The sequence below is a fragment of the Paraburkholderia ultramafica genome, from assembly GCF_902859915.1.
Lineage (GTDB): Bacteria > Pseudomonadota > Gammaproteobacteria > Burkholderiales > Burkholderiaceae > Paraburkholderia > Paraburkholderia ultramafica.
Window position 1 is genome coordinate 182,863 of sequence record NZ_CADIKK010000002.1, and the last position, 21,017, is coordinate 203,879.

The 21,017-nt window shown below is 63.1% G+C and carries 15 protein-coding genes and 4 pseudogenes; 12 read left to right on the forward strand and 7 right to left on the reverse strand.

The annotated features are described in order from the left end of the window. Positions 1-32 precede the first annotated feature (32 nt). The 4 genes and pseudogenes from HV744_RS02870 to HV744_RS02885 all read left to right on the forward strand — a co-directional run bounded on the left by HV744_RS02870 (position 33) and on the right by HV744_RS02885 (position 3,023). Positions 33-1,199: a mandelate racemase/muconate lactonizing enzyme family protein gene (locus HV744_RS02870; RefSeq protein WP_175148038.1), complete on the forward strand. Its 1,167-nt coding sequence runs from the start codon at positions 33-35 to the stop codon at positions 1,197-1,199. Positions 1,200-1,232: 33 nt separating this feature from the next. Beyond that, a pseudogene (locus HV744_RS02875) lies at positions 1,233-1,439 on the forward strand (C4-dicarboxylate transporter DctA); the annotation flags it as partial. Positions 1,440-1,640: 201 nt separating this feature from the next. Then, positions 1,641-2,411 carry a tetratricopeptide repeat protein gene (locus HV744_RS02880; RefSeq protein ID WP_175148040.1) on the forward strand — a complete coding sequence of 257 codons (771 nt, stop codon included), beginning with the start codon at positions 1,641-1,643 and terminating at the stop codon, positions 2,409-2,411. Between the two features lie 282 nt (positions 2,412-2,693). After that, positions 2,694-3,023 carry an ArsR/SmtB family transcription factor gene (locus tag HV744_RS02885; protein WP_175148041.1) on the forward strand — a complete coding sequence of 110 codons (330 nt, stop codon included), beginning with the start codon at positions 2,694-2,696 and terminating at the stop codon, positions 3,021-3,023. Positions 3,024-3,097: 74 nt separating this feature from the next. Here the strand turns inward: HV744_RS02885 and HV744_RS02890 are convergent, their stop codons facing one another. Beyond that, positions 3,098-3,301, reverse strand: coding sequence for a hypothetical protein (locus HV744_RS02890; RefSeq protein ID WP_175148042.1), 204 nt, complete (start codon positions 3,299-3,301; stop codon positions 3,098-3,100). Positions 3,302-3,427: 126 nt separating this feature from the next. Here HV744_RS02890 and HV744_RS02895 point away from each other — a divergent pair. Further along, a pseudogene (locus HV744_RS02895) lies at positions 3,428-3,529 on the forward strand (methylamine dehydrogenase accessory protein MauD); the annotation flags it as partial. A 467-nt stretch (positions 3,530-3,996) separates the two neighbouring features. Beyond that, a complete protein-coding gene (locus tag HV744_RS02900) occupies positions 3,997-5,259 on the forward strand; it encodes a phospholipase A (protein ID WP_246278923.1) in 1,263 nt (420 codons plus the stop codon). A 269-nt stretch (positions 5,260-5,528) separates the two neighbouring features. Here the strand turns inward: HV744_RS02900 and HV744_RS02905 are convergent, their stop codons facing one another. Both HV744_RS02905 and HV744_RS02910 read right to left on the reverse strand, forming a co-directional pair. Then, complete coding sequence (locus HV744_RS02905) at positions 5,529-5,783, reverse strand: hypothetical protein (RefSeq protein ID WP_175148043.1); 255 nt, start codon at positions 5,781-5,783, stop codon at positions 5,529-5,531. A 704-nt stretch (positions 5,784-6,487) separates the two neighbouring features. Next, a pseudogene (locus tag HV744_RS02910) lies at positions 6,488-7,310 on the reverse strand (TonB-dependent receptor domain-containing protein); the annotation flags it as partial. Between HV744_RS02910 and HV744_RS37095 the strand changes: the two are divergent. Further along, a pseudogene (locus HV744_RS37095) lies at positions 7,307-7,432 on the forward strand (response regulator); the annotation flags it as partial. The pseudogenes HV744_RS02910 and HV744_RS37095 overlap by 4 nt on opposite strands. A 231-nt stretch (positions 7,433-7,663) precedes the next feature. On the opposite strand, the gene HV744_RS02915 reads toward HV744_RS37095, so the two are convergent. Next, a complete protein-coding gene (locus HV744_RS02915; RefSeq protein ID WP_175148041.1) occupies positions 7,664-7,993 on the reverse strand; it encodes an ArsR/SmtB family transcription factor in 330 nt (109 codons plus the stop codon). 87 nt (positions 7,994-8,080) lie between these two features. On the opposite strand from HV744_RS02915, the gene HV744_RS02920 reads away from it, so the two are divergent. Beyond that, the gene (locus HV744_RS02920) at positions 8,081-9,178 is read left to right on the forward strand and encodes an NADH:flavin oxidoreductase/NADH oxidase (RefSeq protein WP_175148044.1); all 1,098 of its coding nucleotides are present in this window, start codon (positions 8,081-8,083) and stop codon (positions 9,176-9,178) included. Between the two features lie 172 nt (positions 9,179-9,350). Here HV744_RS02920 and HV744_RS02925 read toward each other — a convergent pair whose 3' ends face one another. Together HV744_RS02925 and HV744_RS02930 are read right to left on the reverse strand one after the other, a co-directional pair. After that, positions 9,351-10,118 (reverse strand): DUF4410 domain-containing protein, encoded by a 768-nt coding sequence (locus HV744_RS02925; protein WP_175148045.1) that lies wholly within the window; start codon positions 10,116-10,118, stop codon positions 9,351-9,353. Between the two features lie 711 nt (positions 10,119-10,829). Beyond that, positions 10,830-11,285 carry a hypothetical protein gene (locus tag HV744_RS02930; RefSeq protein WP_175148046.1) on the reverse strand — a complete coding sequence of 152 codons (456 nt, stop codon included), beginning with the start codon at positions 11,283-11,285 and terminating at the stop codon, positions 10,830-10,832. 351 nt (positions 11,286-11,636) lie between these two features. Here HV744_RS02930 and HV744_RS02935 point away from each other — a divergent pair, with 351 nt between their 5' ends. Then, positions 11,637-12,059, forward strand: coding sequence for a phasin family protein (locus tag HV744_RS02935; RefSeq protein ID WP_175148047.1), 423 nt, complete (start codon positions 11,637-11,639; stop codon positions 12,057-12,059). Positions 12,060-12,148: 89 nt separating this feature from the next. Here HV744_RS02935 and HV744_RS02940 read toward each other — a convergent pair whose 3' ends face one another. Next, positions 12,149-13,333, reverse strand: coding sequence for a zinc-binding metallopeptidase family protein (locus HV744_RS02940; RefSeq protein ID WP_246278925.1), 1,185 nt, complete (start codon positions 13,331-13,333; stop codon positions 12,149-12,151). A 320-nt stretch (positions 13,334-13,653) separates the two neighbouring features. On the opposite strand from HV744_RS02940, the gene HV744_RS02945 reads away from it, so the two are divergent. Genes HV744_RS02945 through HV744_RS02955 form a run of 3 tightly spaced genes read left to right on the forward strand, consistent with a single transcriptional unit; the run spans position 13,654 to position 20,731 of the window. Continuing rightward, entirely contained in the window at positions 13,654-17,154 is a 3,501-nt protein-coding gene (locus HV744_RS02945) for a transglutaminase family protein (protein WP_175148048.1), read from the forward strand. Between the two features lie 29 nt (positions 17,155-17,183). Further along, a complete protein-coding gene (locus HV744_RS02950; RefSeq protein ID WP_175148049.1) occupies positions 17,184-19,844 on the forward strand; it encodes a circularly permuted type 2 ATP-grasp protein in 2,661 nt (886 codons plus the stop codon). After that, positions 19,841-20,731 (forward strand): transglutaminase family protein, encoded by an 891-nt coding sequence (locus HV744_RS02955; protein ID WP_175148050.1) that lies wholly within the window; start codon positions 19,841-19,843, stop codon positions 20,729-20,731. The genes HV744_RS02950 and HV744_RS02955 overlap by 4 nt, the downstream gene beginning before the upstream one ends. The last annotated feature ends 286 nt before the right edge of the window (positions 20,732-21,017 follow it).

Genomic DNA, 21,017 nt, shown 5'->3' on the forward strand with positions numbered 1-21,017 from the left:
TTCGACAATCGGCAGTGCTATAGGAGACATTCATGAGAATCGTTGAAATCCGCGAAAGGACTGTACCGATCAGTTCCCCGATCCGCAATGCCTACATCGACTTCAGCAAGATGACGCTGAGTCTCGTCGCCGTGGTGACGGACGTGATCCGGGACGGCAAGCCTGTCGTCGGTTATGGCTTCAACTCCAATGGCCGCTACGGCCAGGGCAAGCTGATGCGCGAGCGCTTCATTCCGCGCATTCTCGAAGCCGATCCCGCAACGCTCGTCGACGCTACCGGCGATAACCTCGATCCGCACAAGATCTGGGCGACCATGTTCACGAACGAGAAGCCGGGCGGTCACGGCGAGCGTTCGGTCGCAATCGGCACGATCGATATGTCGATCTGGGATGCGGTGGCGAAGATCGAAGGCAAGCCGTTGTTTCAGTTGCTCGCGGATCGCTATGGCAACGGTCAACCCGACCGCAAGATTTTCGTGTACGCGGCGGGCGGTTACTACTACCCCGGCCAGGATCACGGCAAGCTGAAAGATGAAATGCGCAGCTATATCGACCGTGGTTATACGGTCGTGAAAAAGAAGATCGGCGGCGCGTCGCTCGACGAAGATCTGCGCCGTATCGATTCGATTCTGAGCGTGCTTGGCGACGGTCAGAAACTTGCCGTCGATGCCAACGGCCGCTTCGATCTCGACACCGCAATCCAGTACGCGAAGGCGCTGTCGCCATACGATCTGTTCTGGTACGAGGAACCGGGCGATCCGCTCGACTTCGAATTGCAGGCGACACTGCGCAACTACTACGACAAGCCGATGGCGACCGGCGAAGACCTGTTCTCGATGCAGGACGCCCGTAACCTGATCCGTTACGGCGGCATGCGTCCGGATCGCGACTGGTTGCAGTTCGACTGCGCATTGAGCTACGGCCTCGTCGAGTATCTGCGCACGCTCGACATGCTGCGTCAGCACGGCTGGTCGCCGAGCCGCTGCATTCCGCACGGCGGCCATCAGATGTCGTTGAACATCGCGGCCGGCCTCGGTCTGGGCGGCAACGAATCGTATCCGGATCTGTTCCAGCCGTACGGCGGCTTCCCGGATGGCGTGAGGGTGGACAACGGCTATATCACGATGCCCGACTTGCCCGGTATCGGCTTCGAAGGAAAAGCGGATCTCATTGCCGAGATGCGGAAGTTGTCCGCTTAGACGGCGGGCACCTACGCGCCGATCCGAAAGCCTCGCGCGATGACCAATCTGATCGGCAACGGGGTCGCCACCATTGTGGTCGCGCGCTGGGAGGGCGCGCTCGATATGAATCAGGCGCGAGCCGTGCTCAACCGGGAATCGGCAAGCAATGGCATCGACGCGTTGAGGCCGGTCGGCCAGGAAACGCAGGAGCGACCGGCTTCAGCGAAGGAAACGCTGATCCGCTCCGGTACCCATTGACTCGTTGAGTCGATGCCACGGCTCTTCGCAATAACAGCCTGCTTTTGCGTGGATGTCCGCGGCGCGGATGAACAGATTGCTGTCGATACGCGATACCTCGCGAAACGTCGCACGAGCGCATGGTGTAATAAACTTGCCCATAAAGAATCAGCGCTGCCGTTCCCGGCAGGCGCTCCCATAGCGCTCAAGGATTGAAAAGACATGCCATATTTTTTTGGAATCGGTCTTCACGTCATCATCGCGATCTGCTTTGCCGTACACGCAGTGCGCAGCCAGCAGGGCCTCTACTGGCTTTTCATCCTGTTCGTTTTCCCGATGCTGGGTAGCGTCGTGTATTTGTTCGCTGTCTACCTGCCGAGCCTGCGCCAGTCGCGCGGCGCGCGAGCGGCCACGCAGGCTATCACGCAGTTCGTCGACCCCAATCGTGCGTTGCGCGAAGCACGCGCCGAATTCGACCGCTCGCCCACCGTCCAGCATCGCATGCGACTCGGTGAAGCGTTGCTGGAAGCCGGCAACGCAAGCGAAGCGCTCGAGCACTATCAGGCCGCCGCCAACGGCCCCTTCGCGAACGACCCTGTCTTACTGCTCGGCTTGGGGCGGGCACAGTTTGCGATGGGCAATTACACAGCAGCCGACGCAACCTTGTCGAACCTTTTCGCGGCCAACCCGCAGGCCCGTAATCAAGGTGGACCGGCGCTGCTTTATGCACGCACGCACGCCGCGCTTGGGGAGCCCGATGCGCGCGCGGCCTTCGAGCAGGCGTTGACCTGCGCGACCGACGTGGCCCCCCGCTGTCTGTTCGCGGACTGGCTGGCGGAGCAACTGGACGCGGCAGATCGCCGTCGAGCGGACGACTTGTACACGGAAATCGTTCACGACGCCAAACACTGGCCGCGCCACGCAAAGGAGCACAATCGGGAATGGCTGCAGCGTGCACAGGCAGCGCTGGCGACGGCATCGACGCGTCGATGAAAAGAGGCTCCATGTTCGGAGCTTGTGTCGCCGATAGCGAGCTTCAGCTTGCGTACGACCTGTTCGAGGGCGTCCATCATCCGGCTCCCGGGCCACTGCGACTCTTCGATGGAAGGCGTCGCGCCGATTTTTTTCTTCATCGCTGCAACGAACTTCTCTGTCACCGGGGGGCAGAGTACGCCCGCGCTTCTTGATCGGGCTAAACTCCTGTGGATAGGCTTGTACGGTAGTTCGATAAACATCGAATGACCGAGTATCGCAGAAACCTTTATCATTTGCACAATGCGCACCTATACCCATCCGGCCGCCGAGGACTTCACGCTCGGACGGCTGTTCCATGCTCTGAGCGATCCGGTTCGCCTCGAAATCGTCCGGCGGCTGTCATCGGTCGATGAGGCCACCTGCGGCGAACTCGACGGCGGCCGTCCCAAGTCGAGCGTGTCCCATCACTTCCGGATCCTGCGCGAGGCGGGGCTGGTGCGCACGCGCGTGGCCGGCACCGTACATCAGAATTCGCTGCGGCGCGCGGAACTGGACGCCCGTTTTCCGGGCTTGATGGAGGCGATTGTCAGGCAGATCGTCGCGGAACCGGTGGTGGGCGAGCCGGTTTGAGGGGCGATTGGGGGTGGGCTGAGGACCTCTGGAAAGCGAAAGACAGTTGGACCCCCGGCAGTGCTTCACATCGATCATGGCGAAGCGAGCAGCGCTGCGACCATCGCGTTGATGTTCTCCTGGTCAGGAGGCAAATTCGGCGGTCCCATCTTCAACGACTGTCCCCGTTTTGACGCCTTCAGAAACAGCCCGCGATACCGCAGGTTGAAGAACAGCGAGCCGCCTTGCCGACCGGTAAGCGGCACGCCGTGATTCTCCTGGACCGCTGCTTCCAGCATGTCGATCCAGTCCTCGATAAACGCGCCGGCGCCATTGCGAAGATGTAATTGGACTCATTGGTTTCGCTTGTCGTCGAAGCTCGCGCTGGACGCCTGCACAGCCTGACTCGCAGCTTTCAACTCAACATCGCGCTCGTGCACCAGGTCGGCATCGTGTATGAACGCATGATGCCTGTCGGAGCGTTGATGATCGACAAGGGCTCCGCCGTCGGCGCACTTGCTCCGACGTGACACATATCGGTCACCCCTACCAAAGAAGATCTCGAGTTTGCCGGCCGATGGAAATTTTCCTTTACGATTGCTGGCCGATCGCCGGACATCGTAATGTCTATCGCCGGTGCGAAAGTACCGGTGACAGTCGTCGACTGAACCCGTTTTTTCCGTCTGTACATCCGTGCATGTCCGTACGCCACTGCTAGCGAAGCACATCACGAATAACAAGTAAGCTTTATAGAAGGAAGAATCAATCAACTCAGATACCTGATCAGAAGTAGAACGGTCTGAAAGACCGAGTTTGGGTCAGACTTCCCGCGCTATTCGCTTAGGAGTTCATTGTGATCAATCTTCCGGGACTTTCACTCTATCGTCGCCGTCGACACGATCTCGAACCCCTGCTACGGCAACCCTGTACACGCACGCTGGCAACGCGGACAGCCGTCGAACCGGACCGTCCACCAAAGCGCGATGGAAACGGCGTGTCATACCGGATGGCAATGGCGGGTCTGTCCGTCGCATTGACGTTTCCGTGCGCGGCCAGCGCCGCAGTTTCCATACTGCAGCCACCACGCGAAGCGACGACACAACAACCGCTCGAAGTCACGCTGATGTATAGCGGCGACCAGCCGATGCCCGAGGACTTCAAGATACCGCCGCAGTTGACGGTCACGCTGACGAATGGCGACTTCCCGCCGAGGCAGGTTGTCCTGACGCGCGAACCGGGCGCACCGGACCATCTCACGCTGCCCGCGACGCAATTCCGCAAGATACGCTTCTCCGCTGCCTGGCCTGACTGGGCACGAGGCTTCGTGAAGATCGACGTGGTGGGTCTTGACGTCTCTCCAGTGATCGTCGCACTGACGCGAACTGGACGTGGCACAGCGGAGGCGGCGGCTGGACCGTCCGCCGCCACGACGCCAACCGGCCAGGCAGCGCAAACGGATCAGTCCGTCGCGCAAGCCTCCGCACAACCGGGATCTCCCACGCCGGGCAACCGGCCGCTTCCAGGCATGGACAGCATGTTGTTGAGCCGCTTCTCGACTTTCGAGCCGATCTATTTCGCGGACGGTTCGAACGGCAACAATATGGCGAGGTTCCAGTTCAGCCTGAAGTTCAGGATCAAGATTCCTGATGATCCACGTTCGCGAGGCTTGTTCGACAACCTGTATTTCGCGTACACACAGACGTCACTGTGGGACATCCGCGAGCACCAGTCGCCATTTCACGATACCGCCTATCAGCCGCAAGTGTTCTACTCGATTCCGAACACAGGATGGGCTAGTCCCATCTTCAAACAGATGTCGGCAATGGCCGGCCTCGGACACGAATCCAATGGCCGGGATGGCGACGAATCACGCAGCATCGATATCGTCTTCGTGCGTCCCACCTGGGAAATCGGCGACACGCAGTCGAATCATCTGACGGTCTCGCCGAAGGTCTACTACTACATCCCCTCCCGCAAGGAAGATAACCCGGATATCGCGGACTACCGCGGCTACGTCGATCTGCTCATCAAGTACGGCAGCCCCAATAGCTGGGAGCTCGCAACGACACTACGCAAGGGCACGAAAAGCTGGTATGGCAGCATCGACACGCAACTGACCTATCCGCTCGCCAGGATCTTTGGCGATGCATGGGGCGGCTATCTCTGGCTCGGTTACTTCAACGGCTACGGCGAAACCATTCTCGACTACAACAAGAAGCACTGGATCGCCCGCATTGGCTTGAGCCTCGCGCGCTGAACCTCATGGCCATCACGACGAGCGTGCCGCGTCTACTGATCTGGCGGCAGCGGCGGCGACCGGCTTGATGCAGTTCATCGAGCGGGTTCACCCGCTTCACGCTCGCTACCTTCTGAACGGGCCCGTTCGGTAGGATGCGGTTTGGCCGCGTGCCACTTGCACTACCTAAGGCAATCGTCGGAAAAACACACGGCATGTTGTCAGTCCTCGCGCAACGAACTGCTCGGCAGCCGCGCACGGTATTCACTTGCGCCGAGCCCGCCAATGCTTTATTCGACGACACCGATCAGATTTTCGATGTCATTCTTGATACGCATTTGTGCTTCCCGCACAGCGGCATCGCGCGTATTGGCGACGAGCGGGAGCATTAACCCTGAACCCTTGAATTCGGCTTCGAAATGCACCCATGCTGCGTACGAGCAGACGCCCGAAGCTTTTTGCACGAGATTGACCGTTACGTCGTATGTGCGTCGCTTACCGTGTTGGCGGGTGTATTGAAAACGGCTTAACACTGGCTTGTACATGACGTCTCCTTTGCTGACTGTTTCTCTTTGGCCTACTGCCCCGGAATCCAGTTTGTTTTGCAGACAGTCGTCAACTGTCTCAGCAACGTTCGCCGACTGTCACGGCGAGTCGTTAGCTTTTTGCAGCTTCGTCCACGGTGGGCGATTTGCCGAATGGGCGGCGAGGCATCGGTGCGCCATCGACAAAAGCACTCGCACAACGCACGGCAAACTCGTATGCACAGGCGGGGCTTGCGAACTGACCAAGATCACCCAGTGAGATGGATTCGCCGTCTTCCTTCAGAATGCAGGCGCGGGCTACGAACGTGTGGCCGTACCTTACGCTCGAGGCCTGAATTGCTGCGCCACGGTGAAATAGAACCATTGCGTGCCTTCCGATCGCAGTTGAAAGAAAGGTCATTGTAATATTGTCAAATCCGCATGGGGTGACTGTTACCTTTTCACATGAGGCGCTTAAGTACGACGGGAAATGAAGCGGAGATTGTCGATATCGGCAGCGGGCAGTCACACCCGCGACACCTGTAAGGCCCGGCAATTGCATCTCCGTCCATGTCGCATTCAACGCGCCGGCTATGTTCTTCTCGACGAATTGACTACCGCGCGCAGCCTGGCTGAAACAAACAAAAACGCCGCCAGGCGCGAGGCGCGGCGGCGTTTTTCATCATGTTTCGAAATCGCCCCGAAAGGCGACCCGCTTCCAACGATCAGAAGTCCGTGGTCATCAACATCAGGAACGTGCGCGGTGCGCCTTGCGTCAGATAACCGCCGGTCGTTGAAGCCCAGTACGATTTGTTCGCGACGTTCAGCACGCTGGCGCGGAACGTCGTCGGCCTGCCGAACAGCACGGCTGCGTAGCGCCCGCCGAGGTCGACCGTATCCCACGTCGGGATCGACAGCGTGTTGGTCGTGTTCAGATACTGCGGGCCGGTGTGCGTCCAGCGAGCGGTCAGCGTCAGGCCGTTGACCATCGGCACGTCGTACTCGGCGCCCAGGTTGAAGATGAAACTCGGCACGCCGATCGGCCGTTTGCCGTCCGTCGCGGCGCTGGCGGTGTCGAGTTGTGTGGCGTTGATATTCGTTGCACCGGCGATCACGCGGACGCCCTTGTACGGCTCGCCGAACACGGAGGCTTCGATGCCGCGATGACGCTGCGTGCCGTCCGCAACGAAAATGTTCTGGCTATTCGTGAAGGTTTCCGGCTTCTCGATCTGGAACGCGGCCAGCGACGCGCCGTATGTGGTTCGCGAAGAACGCCACGTTCTGCCACGGCCTGACGACGAGGCCGAACAGCGGCGTCATCAGCGATTGGTTGTAGGCCTGGGTCTGCTTGCCCGTGTAGTCGAACGTATTCGCGAGAATCGACTGATGGCGCGCGCCGATCGTGAACAGCACGCGATCGTTCAGGAAGCCTAACGTGTCGGACACGGAGACGCTGCGCATCAACGTGAGCGCCGTGGTTTGCGGATCGGCCAGATTGCCGCCCGAATAGAGCGTCGGCGACGACGGCACCTGCGGCGTGTTGTACAGATCGGGATGACGATCACGTCAAAGAAGCCGGCAAAGCATGTCACAATTTCGACGGCTATTGTCAAAAAGGCACGGCGCCGTCCGCGTTGCTCGCGCTGATGCGAAAGCTTTGGCGCGAATAGTGCGGATTGCGCGAATTGCGTCACTCGAGCGGATTGCGTGGATTGAGTCGGCGTTCGACTCGCCGGCCGTTTTTCGCCGAACCGGCCTGAACCGGACAGAGGCAAACAGACGCAGATCAAACCGGATCAGACAGGACGGCCAGCGACTGCGCCGTGCGGTTTGCGGGCGGGACAGGCCACGCCAGCACTCCTCAGCCGAACGGCAACTTCCGGCCAACCCCTAGCCGCCCCTCAAACCGGCTCGCCCACCACCGGTTCCGCGACGATCTGCCTGACAATCGCCTCCATCAAGCCCGGAAAACGGGCGTCCAGTTCCGCGCGCCGCAGCGAATTCTGATGTACGGTGCCGGCCACGCGCGTGCGCACCAGCCCCGCCTCGCGCAGGATCCGGAAGTGATGGGACACGCTCGACTTGGGACGGCCGCCGTCGAGTTCGCCGCAGGTGGCCTCATCGACCGATGACAGCCGCCGGACGATTTCGAGGCGAACCGGGTCGCTCAGAGCATGGAACAGCCGTCCGAGCGTGAAGTCCTCGGCGGCCGGATGGGTATAGGTGCGCATTGTGCAAGTGATAAAGGTTTCTGCGATACTCGGTCATTCGATGTTTATCGAACTACCGTACAAGCCTATCCACAGGAGTTTAGCCTGATGTCCGCATTGTTTCAGCCCTACAAGCTCAAGGACGTATCCTTGCGCAACCGTATCGCCATTCCGCCGATGTGCCAGTACACCGCCGAAGACGGTCTGATCAACGATTGGCACCGCGTGCACCTGGCCGGTCTCGCGCGCGGCGGCGCGGGGCTGGTGATCGTCGAGGCGACGGCCGTGTCGCCGGAAGGCCGTATCACGCCGGGCTGCGCCGGCATCTGGAATGACGAGCAGGCCCAGGCTTTCGCGCCGGTGGTGGCGTCGATCAAGGCGGCCGGCTCGGTGCCGGGTATCCAGATCGGTCACGCGGGGCGCAAGGCCAGTGCCAACCGTCCGTGGGAGGGCGACGATCACATCGCCGCCGACGACAGCCGCGGCTGGCAGACCATTGCGCCGTCGGCGATCGCGTTCGGCGCGCATCTGCCGAAAGTGCCGACAGCCATGACGCTCGATGACATCGCGCGGGTTCGCGAAGACTTCGTCGCCGCCGCGAAGCGCGCGCGCGACGCGGGCTTCGAATGGCTCGAATTGCACTTCGCGCACGGCTATCTCGGCCAGAGCTTCTTCTCGACGCATTCGAATCAACGCGACGACGCCTATGGCGGCAGCCTGGAAAACCGCAGCCGCTTCCTGCTGGAAACGCTGGCCGCGGTGCGCAAGGTATGGCCCGAGCATCTGCCGTTGACCGCGCGTTTCGGCGTGATCGAGTACGACGGCCGCGACGAGGAAACCCTCGCGGAATCGATCGAACTCGCGAAAAATTTCAAGCGCGAAGGGCTGGACATGCTGAGCGTCAGCGTGGGCTTCTCCACGCCGAAAGCGGCGATTCCGTGGGCGCCGGCGTTCCTCGCGCCGATCGCCGAGCGGGTGCGTCGCGAGGCCGGCATTCCGGTTTCGTCGGCGTGGGGGATCGATACGCCGGAGCTGGCGGACCGTTCGGTGAAGAACCAGCAGCTCGATCTGGTGATGGTCGGTCGCGCGCATCTGGCCGACCCGCACTGGCCGTACCACGCGGCGCGCAAGCTCGGCATCGAGCGCGCGTCGTGGACGTTGCCCGCGCCTTACGCGCATTGGCTCGAACGCTACGCGGTCGCGTAAACGCGTTGGCATCGGACTGAAATCAGTTGTACCGATATGTGCTGTTGGCCCGCGATGCGGTGTGGCTGCGCATTACGAACGCATGAACAAAAACGCGCGGCAGTGTGGAGTTCCGCTCCACACTGCCGCGCAGTTTTTTTACCCGCTCGCCATGCGATCCAATTGCGGGCGATCAGCCCTTCGTATGTTCCGTCGACAACCATCCGCCGTCGACGCCAATCTGCGCAATCTGTTTCGCCACCGCATCGGCGAGGCGCTTCGCGTCCGCTGAGACACCGGCCCGTTTGGTTTCGGATACCGCGTGCAAGCCGCCGCCCACGGCCGCCATGGTCGCGATGCTGCCGGCGGCCGCGCCCACGCCCGCGGTTTCGACCATGCCAGGCGCCTTGCCGCTGTCCGCGTCGGCGTTGAAGCTTTGCACCAGACGCGGCGTGCCGCCCGCGGGTTTGTACAGAATCTGCACCGAGCTGTTTACCTCGCTCTTGCCCGCGCCGAGGCCGATCAGCGTGCGGCGGCGGCGACTGCCCGAGTCGATCGTATCGAAGCAGCCTTGCACGAGCAGCACGTTCTGATCGGCGGGCGCGGGGCCATCCGAGCGAGTCGCGTGCAGACCCAGCATTTGCAGTTGATGGACGATTTCGTTCGCCACCTGCTCGCGTACTTCGTCTGCATCGGTGACCTGTTTTTGTGCCGCGGATGAACCGCCGAGGTGCGTTTTCAGTTTCTGCAACATGCCGCTGTCGAGTTTGACCTGATCGGGATTCGCGTCGAAGGTGTACACATAAATGGTGTCCGGCCGCACCTGCGGCTGCGCGCTCGCTTCGCTCGCGTTCCTGATGCTGCCGCCTGCGCAGCCGCCCAGCAACGCGCTGCAGCAGACCATTGCCACGCAGACCAAACGGGTGGCGTTCTTCTTGAGGAAATTCACTGAAGTCAACATGTTCATCCTGTCGTCGGCACGCGGTGCCGGTAGGTTCGAACGTATCAGCCGATGATCGGGCAACCGTAGGATCGTTGATCACCGGCGAAACGTATTCGCACGTGAAACACTCTTGATCTCATGCGTCCTTGTTTCGTACGCACCGGCAGCGAAACGAAGTATGGGCGAGTCACTTGCCGAACTCCATTCAACAATTATTTCGTGCTATGTCACGCTGAAAAGCGGTGACGCAGCGATGCTGCCGGCGGCGTTGGCGCGGCGCTAAAACGGAGCGGGACGGGGCGGGAGAGACGGTTCGCGGGCTCAGATCCGCTTCATTCGCACGTGGCGCGAAGTCGTGAAATGGCGCGAGGTGCGCCGCGAGAATCGCGCATCAGTTCAAGGCGAGCCTGACGATGCAGCACAGGACGAAGACGAGCAGGGCGGCGGCAACTGCCAGATTCAGCGGGTAGCGCATTCTTCACCAGGCACTAGCGTTTCAGGTGCTCTTATCCTAATCACCTGATGGAAGATGAAAAGTGGCAGTGAAGCGGCTATGTGGGGAAGCTAACGTAGCGTGCTGGACGAGGGCGCTGTGGGTTGGCGGGAGCGCTTCCAACTGGCGGGGGCGGGTACGAATTGCTGACATCGGCACCGCGTGACCGCCATCGCACACCCGCACATCACGCCCGCATCGCACGCCGCACGGCACCCCGCCCACCACCCGCCAAGTTACTGCGCCTGACCCGCCGCCGGTATCCCCGGCCCAGCATGCGGCGCCTTATTCGCCGCAGCCAGATCCTCCGACAAACTGGTGCGCAGCGTCGCGATCGCCTGCTCGGGGTTGGCGGGCTTCAGCTGCTCGCGAGCCAGCGAATCGTAGATGTAGTGCCGCAGCATCGGATCCTGCGTCTTGCTCAACACGTCGTGATACACGGCAATGATCTCGCCCGGATGTCCGCTCATCGCATACAGCCGGCGCAACTGCTCCAGATCGTTGATCACCGCAAAACCCGGGCCCCGCGGACCCATCATCGAACCCATCGCGCCGTGCGGCGCAGGCGGCCCGTCGCCGCGCTGCATTTGCGCGGCCGACGGAGGCGGCGCTGCCTCCTGGGCGAGCGCGGCCGTCGCGGCCACGGTCAGAATGGCGGTCAGGGCCGCGCCGAAGATTGTTGCTTTTTTCACGATGTCGCTCCCGTCGAGACAATGCCGGCGCCTCGGTGCGTCGGCATATAAGCAACCGTAGCCGACATGGCGTTTCGTAGGGTTACTGAAGTCGTCGTGTAACTTACCAAACCTTGCATGCAGCGCCGCCGGCGCGCTCGAAGCCGCAAGAAGGGCGCGGTGCGAGCCAGGGTGAGTCCGCTGGCGCAATGCTTCCGGATAGCGCATGATTGCTCCAATGTGCCGTCCGACCCCAGAACCAGCAAGCCTTTGCCGGTTGTGCGGCGCACGCCGCCGCCAGTGCCTGCGTCACGCGAAGATGTCGCGGCGCTGCACCGCCGGCGAATATTCAACCGTTAAGGAGGATTTCGCATGGACCGACCTGACGCCGCCAATCCGTTTGGCGATTTCACCAAAATGCTGGAGCAGTTCAAGCTCCCCGGCTTCGACGTTCCCGCCATCATGGAAGCGCGGCGCAAGGACATGGAAGCACTGGTCCAGGCGAATCAGACGGCCTTCCAGGGGATGCAGTCGCTTGCGCAGAAGCAGGCCGACATGTTGCGCTCGACCTTGGGCGAGCTGCAGTCGTTGACGGGGCAGTTGTCGGCCGGCGGCGCCGCGCCTTCGGCGAAAACCGCCGAGCTGATCCAGCAGAGTTTGCACAAGGCGCTCGCCGATATGCAGCAACTGGCGCAAGCCGCTTATCAGACGCAAACGGAGTCGTATGCGGTGATCGCAAAACGCGTAGAAGAGAATGTGCAGGAGCTCAAGTCGCTCTTGCAGCAGAAAAAGTAGCGGGCGCTAAAGCGTCGAGTCGCTCGATTCGATTGCGACGCGTCTCGTCTCGTTTCTCCGAGCAATGGATACCGTGGATGGCCATCGAGTCATCCGCGGTTTTTTTTTGCCTTGATTTTTGTGTTGGGGATGATTGCCTCTTGCGCAACCTGCACCGGCAACTGCCCCGCAGCGACCTGTCCCGCCGGCGTCGCCGTCTCACGCGGATGCGACTTGTCGCTCGCCTCCTCGATCACCCGATGCACGAAGCGCAGCTTGTCCACCACCGGCGCGGCCAATGTGAACGGATAGCCATCCGCCATCCCAAGACTGCGGTTCAGGCTGTTCAACGCATAGGTGAGCGGAAACCAGCGCTTCATCAGATTCTCGAAGCTGGCGTCCTCGACCGGGGTACGGTCGGTGAGCGTCGGCTCGCTCGGATCGTCGGGCAGCAGCGCGACGCCGTACGAAGTCGACGTATCCAGCACGTCGACGATCAGCATGTAGTGCGCCCACGTCTCCGCCCAATCCTCCCACGGGTGCATCGTCGCATACGCGCTGATGTACGACGCCTGCCAGTCGGCCGGCGTGCCGTTGCGATAGTACGCGTTCAACGCCTCGCCGTAGTCGACGCTCTCGTCGCCGAACAGTTTGCGGTAGGGCTCGAGCCAGCGCGGGTTGTTCTCAACTAGCTGGCTGAAATAGTAGTGGCCGGTTTCGTGGCGGAAGTGGCCGAGCAGCGTCCGATACGGTTCGCCCATCGCGGTCCGCACCTTCTCGCGGTGCGCGTCGTCGGCCTCCGCGATGTTCAGCGTGATCAGTCCATTGTCATGGCCGGTCATCACGCGCGAACCGTCGCCGCCGTCCTCGAGAAATTCGAACGCGAGGCCATGTTCGGGGTCCGCCTGGCGCGACTTCACGTCGAGGCCGAGTCCCGCCAAGGTATAGAGCAGGCGCCGCTTCGCCGTCTCCAGCCGATACCAGTAGAGCCGGTTGTCCGGCGCGCTCAAATTCGGAATCGTGCGGGTCAGCTGGCAGGCGCGGCACAAGACGTCGGGCGAGTCGGCGGGGATCATCCAGTTGCAGACGTTTTCGACCGCGTAGTTGTGGCACTGGCGAAACAGTGCGCCGTCCGCGCCGGGATGCAGGCTGCGCCAGCGTCCTTCGCCGGCGTCTTCGAACGCGCTGATCTCCGCCAGTTCAGGTACGTAGCCGAGCAACGACTCGCACCGTTCGCAGCGAACGTTTTCGAAAAACACGAGGTGCGAGCAGCGATTGCAGTGGAAGGTTTTCATCGGTCGAGCCCGGGAGGAAGTGGCGGTCGTGAGCGAAGACCCGCCGCAATCTTCATGCCGCATTTGCCAGAGGTCACTGGTTTAACGCACATTACGTACATGATCGTGCATGGGCGCTGCGCCGCTTTGGTGCGCGGCTTTGCAACGGGCAGGGCAATCCGCGCGGTTCGATCGTCCGGACGGTCGGCCACGCGCGGCAGACTTCGCAGCAGGCGGTGATCCGGGCCGTACACGCCGTTCACACGGCTTTCGCGCTCGTTCTATAAACGGCATGAAGCTTGCTTTTTGGCGGGCTGCCATCCTTCGTCCAGGAGTCCGGTGTGTCCATACGCGTCGCGTTGCATCATGTCACACATTACCGCTACGACAGGCTGGTCGCCCTGTCGCCCCAAGTCGTGCGTCTCAGGCCTGCGCCGCATTGCCGGACCCCGATCCTCGCTTATTCGATGCGGGTCGAGCCAGCCGAACACTTCATCAACTGGCAGCAGGACGCGTTCGCCAACTATCAGGCGCGCCTCGTCTTTCCCGAGAAGACGCGCGAATTCAAGGTGACCGTGGATCTGGTCGCCGAGATGGCCGTGTATAACCCGTTCGACTTCTTTCTCGAACCATCGGCCGAGCAGTTCCCGTTCGACTACGCGCCCAGCCTCGCGCTCGAACTCGCGCCGTACCGCATCAAGCGTCCGATGACGCCGCGCTTCGCCGAGTTCGTCGCGAGCATCGACCGCACGCCGGCCCGCACCGCCGACTTCCTCGTCGCGCTGAATCAGCGGCTGCAACGCGAGATCCGCTACCTGATCCGCATGGAGCCGGGCGTGCAGACGCCCGAGGAAACGCTCGTAAGCGCCGCGGGATCGTGCCGCGATTCGGGCTGGCTGCTGGTGGAAACCTTGCGGCAACTCGGACTGGCGGCGCGCTTCGTGTCCGGCTATCTGCTGCAACTCGCGCCCGACGTCAAATCCATCGACGGCCCGAGCGGCACCGAAGTCGACTTCACCGATCTGCACGCGTGGTGCGAGGTCTACTTGCCGGGCGCGGGCTGGATCGGCCTCGATCCAACCTCGGGACTGCTCGCGGGCGAAGGGCATATCCCGGTCGCTTGCACGCCGGAGCCGGGCAGCGCGGCGCCGATCTCCGGCGCGGTCGACGAGTCCGAAGTCGAGTTCGAGCACACGATGTCGATCGAACGGGTGCTGGAGACGCCGCGCGTCACCAAGCCGTATAGCGAAACGGTGTGGGGCGACGTGCTGAAGATGGGCGCGCAGGTCGACCGGCAGCTTGCCGACATGGACGTGCGCCTGACGATGGGCGGCGAGCCGACCTTCGTGTCGGTGCGCGATCGCGACGCCGCGGAATGGAACACCGACGCGCTCGGCCCGACCAAGCGCGGTTATGCGGTCGCGCTGATAGAGAAGCTGCGCGCGCGCTACGGCGCGAACGGCTTCCTGCATATCGGCCAGGGCAAGTGGTATCCGGGCGAGCAGTTGCCGCGCTGGGCGATGTCGCTCTATTGGCGCGCCGACGGCGAGCCTTGCTGGCAGAACCCGGCGCTGTTCGCCGACGAGCGCGAGCCTGGCCGCTACACGGCCGGCGACGCGCAACGTTTCCTCGCGCATCTCACGACCAGGCTGTCGCTCGACACGGACTGCATCCAGCCCGGTTTCGAAGACGTCTGGTACTACCTGTGGCGCGAGCGCCGCTTGCCGGTCAATGTCGATCCGTTCGACGCGCGGCTCGACGACGAACTGGAGCGCGCGCGTTTGCGTCGCGTGTTCGATGCGGGGCTCGGCGGCGCGACCGGTTATGTGCTGCCGCTCGCCCGCGAACGAGACGTGCCGCACGACGCGCCGAAGTGGGTCAGCGGCCGCTGGTTCTTCCGCGACGAGCGCATGTACCTGATTCCTGGCGACTCGCCGATGGGTTATCGGCTGCCGCTCGACGCGCTGCCGTGGGTGTCGAAGACCGACTATCCGTATCAGCACGCGCACGATCCGTTCGCGCCGCCGGTGCCGTTGCGTTCGGCCGCGCAGTTGCGGATGCAATACGACGTGGAGCAGTACGACGGCGAGCAGCGTGCCGCGACCTCGAACCCGGCCGCGGACGAGGCACGGCAGGCCGCCGCGTTGTCGCGGTCGGCGGCGGACCTGCTGAGCGGCAGGGCGGGCAGCGGCGTGCCGGCCTACGCCCGCCAGCCTGGCGACGAGCAGGCGCCGGCGCGCGGGCGGTCGTCGAAGGAAACACTGCGCACGGCGATCTGCGTCGAAGCGCGCGACCCGAAACGCGCCGCCGGTCCGAAAGCCGAAACGGACGCGTTCGGCAGCGGCCGCACGCTGCTGCATGTATTCATGCCACCGCTCACTGAACTCGACGATTACCTCGACCTGCTCGCTGCGGTCGAAGCGACGGCGGCCGAGTTGCAGATGCAGGTGGTGCTCGAAGGCTATCCGCCGCCGCGCGACGCGCGTCTGAACGTGTTGCAGGTGACGCCCGACCCCGGCGTGATCGAGGTGAACATTCATCCGGCCGCGAACTGGGAGCAATTGGTCGACCACACCGAGTACCTGTATCAGTCGGCGGCGCAAAGCTATCTCAGCAGCGAGAAGTTCATGACCGACGGGCGGCACACCGGCACCGGCGGCGGCAATCACTTCGTGCTGGGCGGCGCGACGCCCGCCGACAGTCCGTTCCTGCGCCGGCCCGATCTGCTCGCGAGTCTGATCGCGTACTGGCACAACCATCCGTCGCTGTCGTACCTGTTCTCGGGGCTGTTCATCGGGCCGACCAGCCAGGCGCCGCGTATCGACGAAGCGCGCAACGATCAGGTCTACGAACTCGAAGTCGCGTTCCGCGAGTTGCAGCGGCAGATCGACCTGCTCGGCGGCCGCGATAGCGCGAACCTGCCCGCGTGGATGATCGACCGCTCGTTGCGCAACATCCTGATCGACGTGACGGGCAACACGCACCGCGCCGAGTTCTGCATCGACAAACTCTATTCACCCGACGGCCCGACCGGACGCCTCGGCCTGCTCGAATTGCGCGGCTTCGAGATGCCGCCGCACGCGCGCATGAGTCTCGTGCAGCAGCTGTTGCTGCGCGCGCTGGTGGCGCGCTTCTGGCACACGCCGTACACGCAGCGGCTCACGCGCTGGGGCACCGAGCTGCATGACCGCTTCCTGCTCGGTACTTTCGTGAAGATGGATTTCGACGACGTGCTCGGCGAGTTGAACCGCGCCGGTTTCGCGTTCGACAGCAGCTGGTTCGCGCCGCATTTCGAATTCCGCTTCCCGCTGGTCGGCGCGACCACGGTGAGCGGCGTCTCGCTGACGATCCGCAACGCCCTCGAACCCTGGCACGTGATGGGCGAAGAGGGTTCGGCGGGCGGCACGGTGCGTTATGTGGACTCGTCGGTGGAGCGGCTCGAAGTGTGCGCGCTCGGTCTGAACGACAACCGCCATGTGCTGACCGTCAACGGCGTGCCGGTGCCGTTGCAGCCGACCGGCCGCGTCAGCGAATACGTGGCCGGCGTGCGCTTTCGCGCATGGTCGCAACCGTCGGCGCTGCATCCGACCATCGGCGTGGACGCGCCGCTCACTTTCGATCTGGTCGATACATGGAGCGGCCGCTCGATGGGCGGGTGCCAGTATCATGTCGCTCATCCGGGCGGGCGCAATTACCAGACCTTCCCGGTCAACGCCTACGAGGCGGAGAGCCGGCGGCGCGCGCGCTTCTTCGCGTCGGGTCATACGCCGGGGCCGCTCACGGTCGACCTGCCGCAGCGCAGTCTCGAGTTTCCGTTCACGCTCGATCTGCGCTACTGGTGAAACCCACACACGCTTAGAACGACACGACCTTGGCCTTTCAATCGACTTTTCCCTTCGAAGCGTCCGCGGCGCGCGCGGACGCTTTGTCCCTGTTGCGGCTGTTGCCGGGCTACGACGGGCATTGGGACGAGTTGCGCGACGCGTCGGGCGCGCTGCGCGAGCCGTGGCGGCAATTCTTCGAGCGGCTCGGCGAAGACGGTGTCGCGCGGCTGGAAGATCACTGCGCATCGATCGCGCAGCAGATCCGCGATAACGACATCAGCTACAACGTCTACGCGGATAACGGCGAGTCCCGGCCATGGGCGCTCGACCTGCTGCCGTTCCTGATCAGCGAGGACGAATGGGCGCATATCGAGCGCGGCGTGACGCAGCGCGCGCATCTGCTCAATGCGATCGTCGCCGACGTCTATGGGCCGCAGACCTTGCTCGAACGCGGGCAACTGCCGCCCGCGCTGGTGTTCGGGCATCCCGGCTATCTGCGTTCCGTGAAGGGGTACACGCCGCCTGGCGGCCAGTTCCTGCAAGTGGTCGCGGTCGACCTCGCGCGCACCCCGGATGGCGACTGGACCGTGACGGCGCATCGCACCGAGGCGCCGTCGGGTCTCGGTTACGCACTGGAAAACCGGCTGATCGTGTCGACGCTGTTCGCCGATCCGTTCCGCTCGATGCACGTGAGCCGCCTCGCGCCGACCTATTCGCAACTGATCGCGACGCTCGCGCAGTCGGCGCAGGCGACGATGCGTCACAACGATGGCGCCGGCGCCGACGCGTCGCCGCGTATCGCGTTGCTCACGCCGGGGCCGTTTAGCGAAACCTATTTCGAGCACGTGTTTCTCGCGCGCTATCTCGGCGTCACGCTGGTCGAAGGCAAGGACCTGACCGTGCGCGACGACATGCTCTACCTGAAGACGCTCGGCGGGCTCGAACGCGTACACGTCGTGCTGCGCCGTCTCGACGACGCGTTCTGCGACCCGGTCGAACTGCGCGCCGATTCGAGCATCGGCGTGCCTGGCCTGTTGCAGGTGATGCGCGCGGGCAACGTGATCGTCTCGAACGTGCCGGGTTCGGGCTTTGTCGAGTCGCCGGCCTTGCACGGTTTTCTGCCGGGCATCGCCGAGGTGCTGCTCGACGAAGACCTCGTGCTGCCGAGCGTCGCGACCTGGTGGTGCGGCGAAGAGGCGGCGCGCGAGCATGCGGTCACGCGGCTGGACGAAGCGTTCATCGTGCCGACCTGGCCGGTCGCGGGGCGTGATGCGCCGCCTGGCATCGAGCACGGCAGGCAGAAGCTGTCGACGTGGCGCGAGCGCATCGAGTCGATGCCGGATACCTATACGATCCAGCAAGTGCAGCGCTATTCGTGCACGCCGCGTTACGAGGACGGCACCATCGGCCGCCGTCCGTCGGTGTTGCGCGCCTACGCGATTGCTGACGTCAACGGCGGCTGGCATGTGATGCCTGGCGGCTTCACGCGGATGGCCGCCGAACGCCAGGCGACGGTGTCGATGCAGTATGGCGGCAGCAGCGTCGACACCTGGGTGCTGTCGAGCCAGCCGACCTCGACCTTCACGCTGCTGCCTTCGCCGATGCAGCCCGCCGACCTCGCGCGCAAGCATCGCACCGTGTCGAGCCGCGCGGCGGAAAATCTGTTCTGGGCCGGACGTTACGGCGAACGCGCCGAAAACAATGTGCGGCTGCTGCGGCTGATTCTCGACTCGCTGGAAGGCAACGATGCCGACGCGATGTTTCCGACCCTGGTCGAACTCGCGATGCAGTGTGGCCTCGTGCAATTTGGCGATATGTTTTCGCCGCATTCGCCGCAAGCGTTCGAACGGGCCTTGGTCGCGAATTTGAGCGAGAGCACCGGAGCTGTGAGCATCGGCCAGAACCTGAACTGCCAGGCGCGCTCGAGTGGCGAAGTGCGTGGGCGGCTGTCGAACGATCACTGGCGCACGATTCTCGCATCGCGCAACGACTTCCGCGATGCGTTGCAGACACTGATGCCGGCTGCGGAGTTCGGCGGCGGTTCGTCGTCGCAAGGCAATGGGAATGGCAACGGTAGCGGTAGCGCGAATGGCCGCAGCGAACGCTACGACCGTTATGACCGCGTGACCTTGGTGAACGCGCTCGAACGGCTGTCGGTGCAATTGTCGGCGATCAGCGGCGCGCAAGGCGACCGCATGACGCGCGACGAAGCCTGGCGCCTGCTGTTCGTGGGGCGCCACATCGAACGCGTGTCGGCGATGACGTCATTTCTGCGCGTGGTCGCCGACAACGGTCAACTCGCCACGCCCGCCGGCTTCGATCTGTTGTTGCAACTGTTCGACAGCACGCTGACCTACCGCTCGCTCTATCCGGGCCGCTTCGAAGTGCCGGCCTTGCTCGACCTGCTGGTAATCGAGCCGACCAACCCGCGTGGCATCTACGGCGTGTACGAGCGTCTGCGTAACAAGCTCGATGAGATTGCGGTGGCCGCGGGCAGCGTGCGGCATCGTCCGTTCGCGGAGTTGATGCCGCCCGCCGCGTCGTTGCCGTCGCTGGAAGCGCTGTGCGAAGTCGACGAAAACGGCGCATACGGCCAGCTGATCACGGTCTGCGATCAGATCGGCGGATTTGTCGGCGCGGCCGCGCATGAAATCAGCGCGCGCTATTTCAGTCACGCGAGCACGGTCGCCTCACAGGTGTGGTCATGAAGAATGCGCCGACCGTGCTGTCCGTTGCGCATCGCACGACTTACCGTTATGCCACGTATGTGGAGACCGCGCAGCATCTCGCGACGATCCGGCCGATTGCCTGTTCGTGGCAGCGGGTGGTCTCGCACAGCGAGCGGATCGAACCGGAGCCGTCGTATCTGAACAGCCGTATCGATGCGTTCGGCAATGACGTGCTGTACTTCGCGCTGGATACGCCGCACGAGCGCCTGCAACTCGTCAGCGAAACCACGGTGTCGCTGACGCCGCGCTGGACCGACCTCGATCCCGACGCCACACCCGCATGGGAAGAGATGGCCGACGCGCTGGAGTTTCGCGTCGGCGGCCAGTTCCGGCCCGAGGTCGAGTTCTGTTTCGCGTCGCCGAATATCGTGCCGCGGCCGTCGCTGCGCGCCTATGCGTTGCCGAGCTTTCCGCCCGGCCGGCCGATCGCCGCGGGCGCGATCGATCTGATGCACCGGATTCATGAGGACTTCGCGTACAAACCCTCGGCGACTATGTTCGATACGCCCGCCGAGCGTGCGTTCGAACTGAAGAGCGGCGTGTGCCAGGACTTCGCGCAGGTGATGATCGGCTGCTTGCGCTCGCTGGGTTTGCCGGCGCGCTATGTCAGTGGTTATCTGCGTAACGATCCGCCGCCGGGGCAGCCGCGCTTGATCGGGGCGGATGCGTCGCATGCGTGGGTGTCGGTGCATTGCCCCGGTAGCGGCTGGATCGATCTCGATCCGACCAATGACGTGCTGGCCGATGTCGATCACGTGACGCTCGCAATCGGCCGCGACTACAGCGACGTGTCGTTGCTGCGCGGAATGATTCTTGGCGGCGGCGCGCATCGGGTGGAAGTGGGCGTGACGGTGCTCGCGCTTTAGTCCTTCTGGCAAGTCTCTCTCTGCGTGGACTGATGCCGGCGAGGTGCCGCGCATCGGTCGTGGCGCTCGTTTCATGCCGACTTGGTCTGGTTGTTTTGGTGAAAAGCGATTCGCCGATCAAGACCGTGGTCGATCTGAACGGTAAGAAAGTCTCGACCACCATAAGACGTTATTCGTCGAGCCGTCCTTAGATTTTGAATGGTGCGCCGAACATTAAGCCGCTACTGCGAACTTGTCTATCTGAGGATTGCCAGTTCCGCTGACAGCACCCCCGAGGCGAAATAAA

Coding starts and splice junctions, on each gene's coding strand:
- HV744_RS02955 (WP_175148050.1), top strand. CDS start 19,841: ATGAAGAATGCGCCGACCGTGCTGTCCGTTGCGCATCGCACGACTTAC.
- HV744_RS02940 (WP_246278925.1), bottom strand. CDS start 13,333: ATGAAAACCTTCCACTGCAATCGCTGCTCGCACCTCGTGTTTTTCGAA.
- HV744_RS02870 (WP_175148038.1), top strand. CDS start 33: ATGAGAATCGTTGAAATCCGCGAAAGGACTGTACCGATCAGTTCCCCG.
- HV744_RS02920 (WP_175148044.1), top strand. CDS start 8,081: ATGTCCGCATTGTTTCAGCCCTACAAGCTCAAGGACGTATCCTTGCGC.
- HV744_RS02890 (WP_175148042.1), bottom strand. CDS start 3,301: ATGCTGGAAGCAGCGGTCCAGGAGAATCACGGCGTGCCGCTTACCGGT.
- HV744_RS02880 (WP_175148040.1), top strand. CDS start 1,641: ATGCCATATTTTTTTGGAATCGGTCTTCACGTCATCATCGCGATCTGC.
- HV744_RS02925 (WP_175148045.1), bottom strand. CDS start 10,118: ATGTTGACTTCAGTGAATTTCCTCAAGAAGAACGCCACCCGTTTGGTC.
- HV744_RS02905 (WP_175148043.1), bottom strand. CDS start 5,783: ATGTACAAGCCAGTGTTAAGCCGTTTTCAATACACCCGCCAACACGGT.
- HV744_RS02935 (WP_175148047.1), top strand. CDS start 11,637: ATGGACCGACCTGACGCCGCCAATCCGTTTGGCGATTTCACCAAAATG.
- HV744_RS02885 (WP_175148041.1), top strand. CDS start 2,694: ATGCGCACCTATACCCATCCGGCCGCCGAGGACTTCACGCTCGGACGG.
- HV744_RS02915 (WP_175148041.1), bottom strand. CDS start 7,993: ATGCGCACCTATACCCATCCGGCCGCCGAGGACTTCACGCTCGGACGG.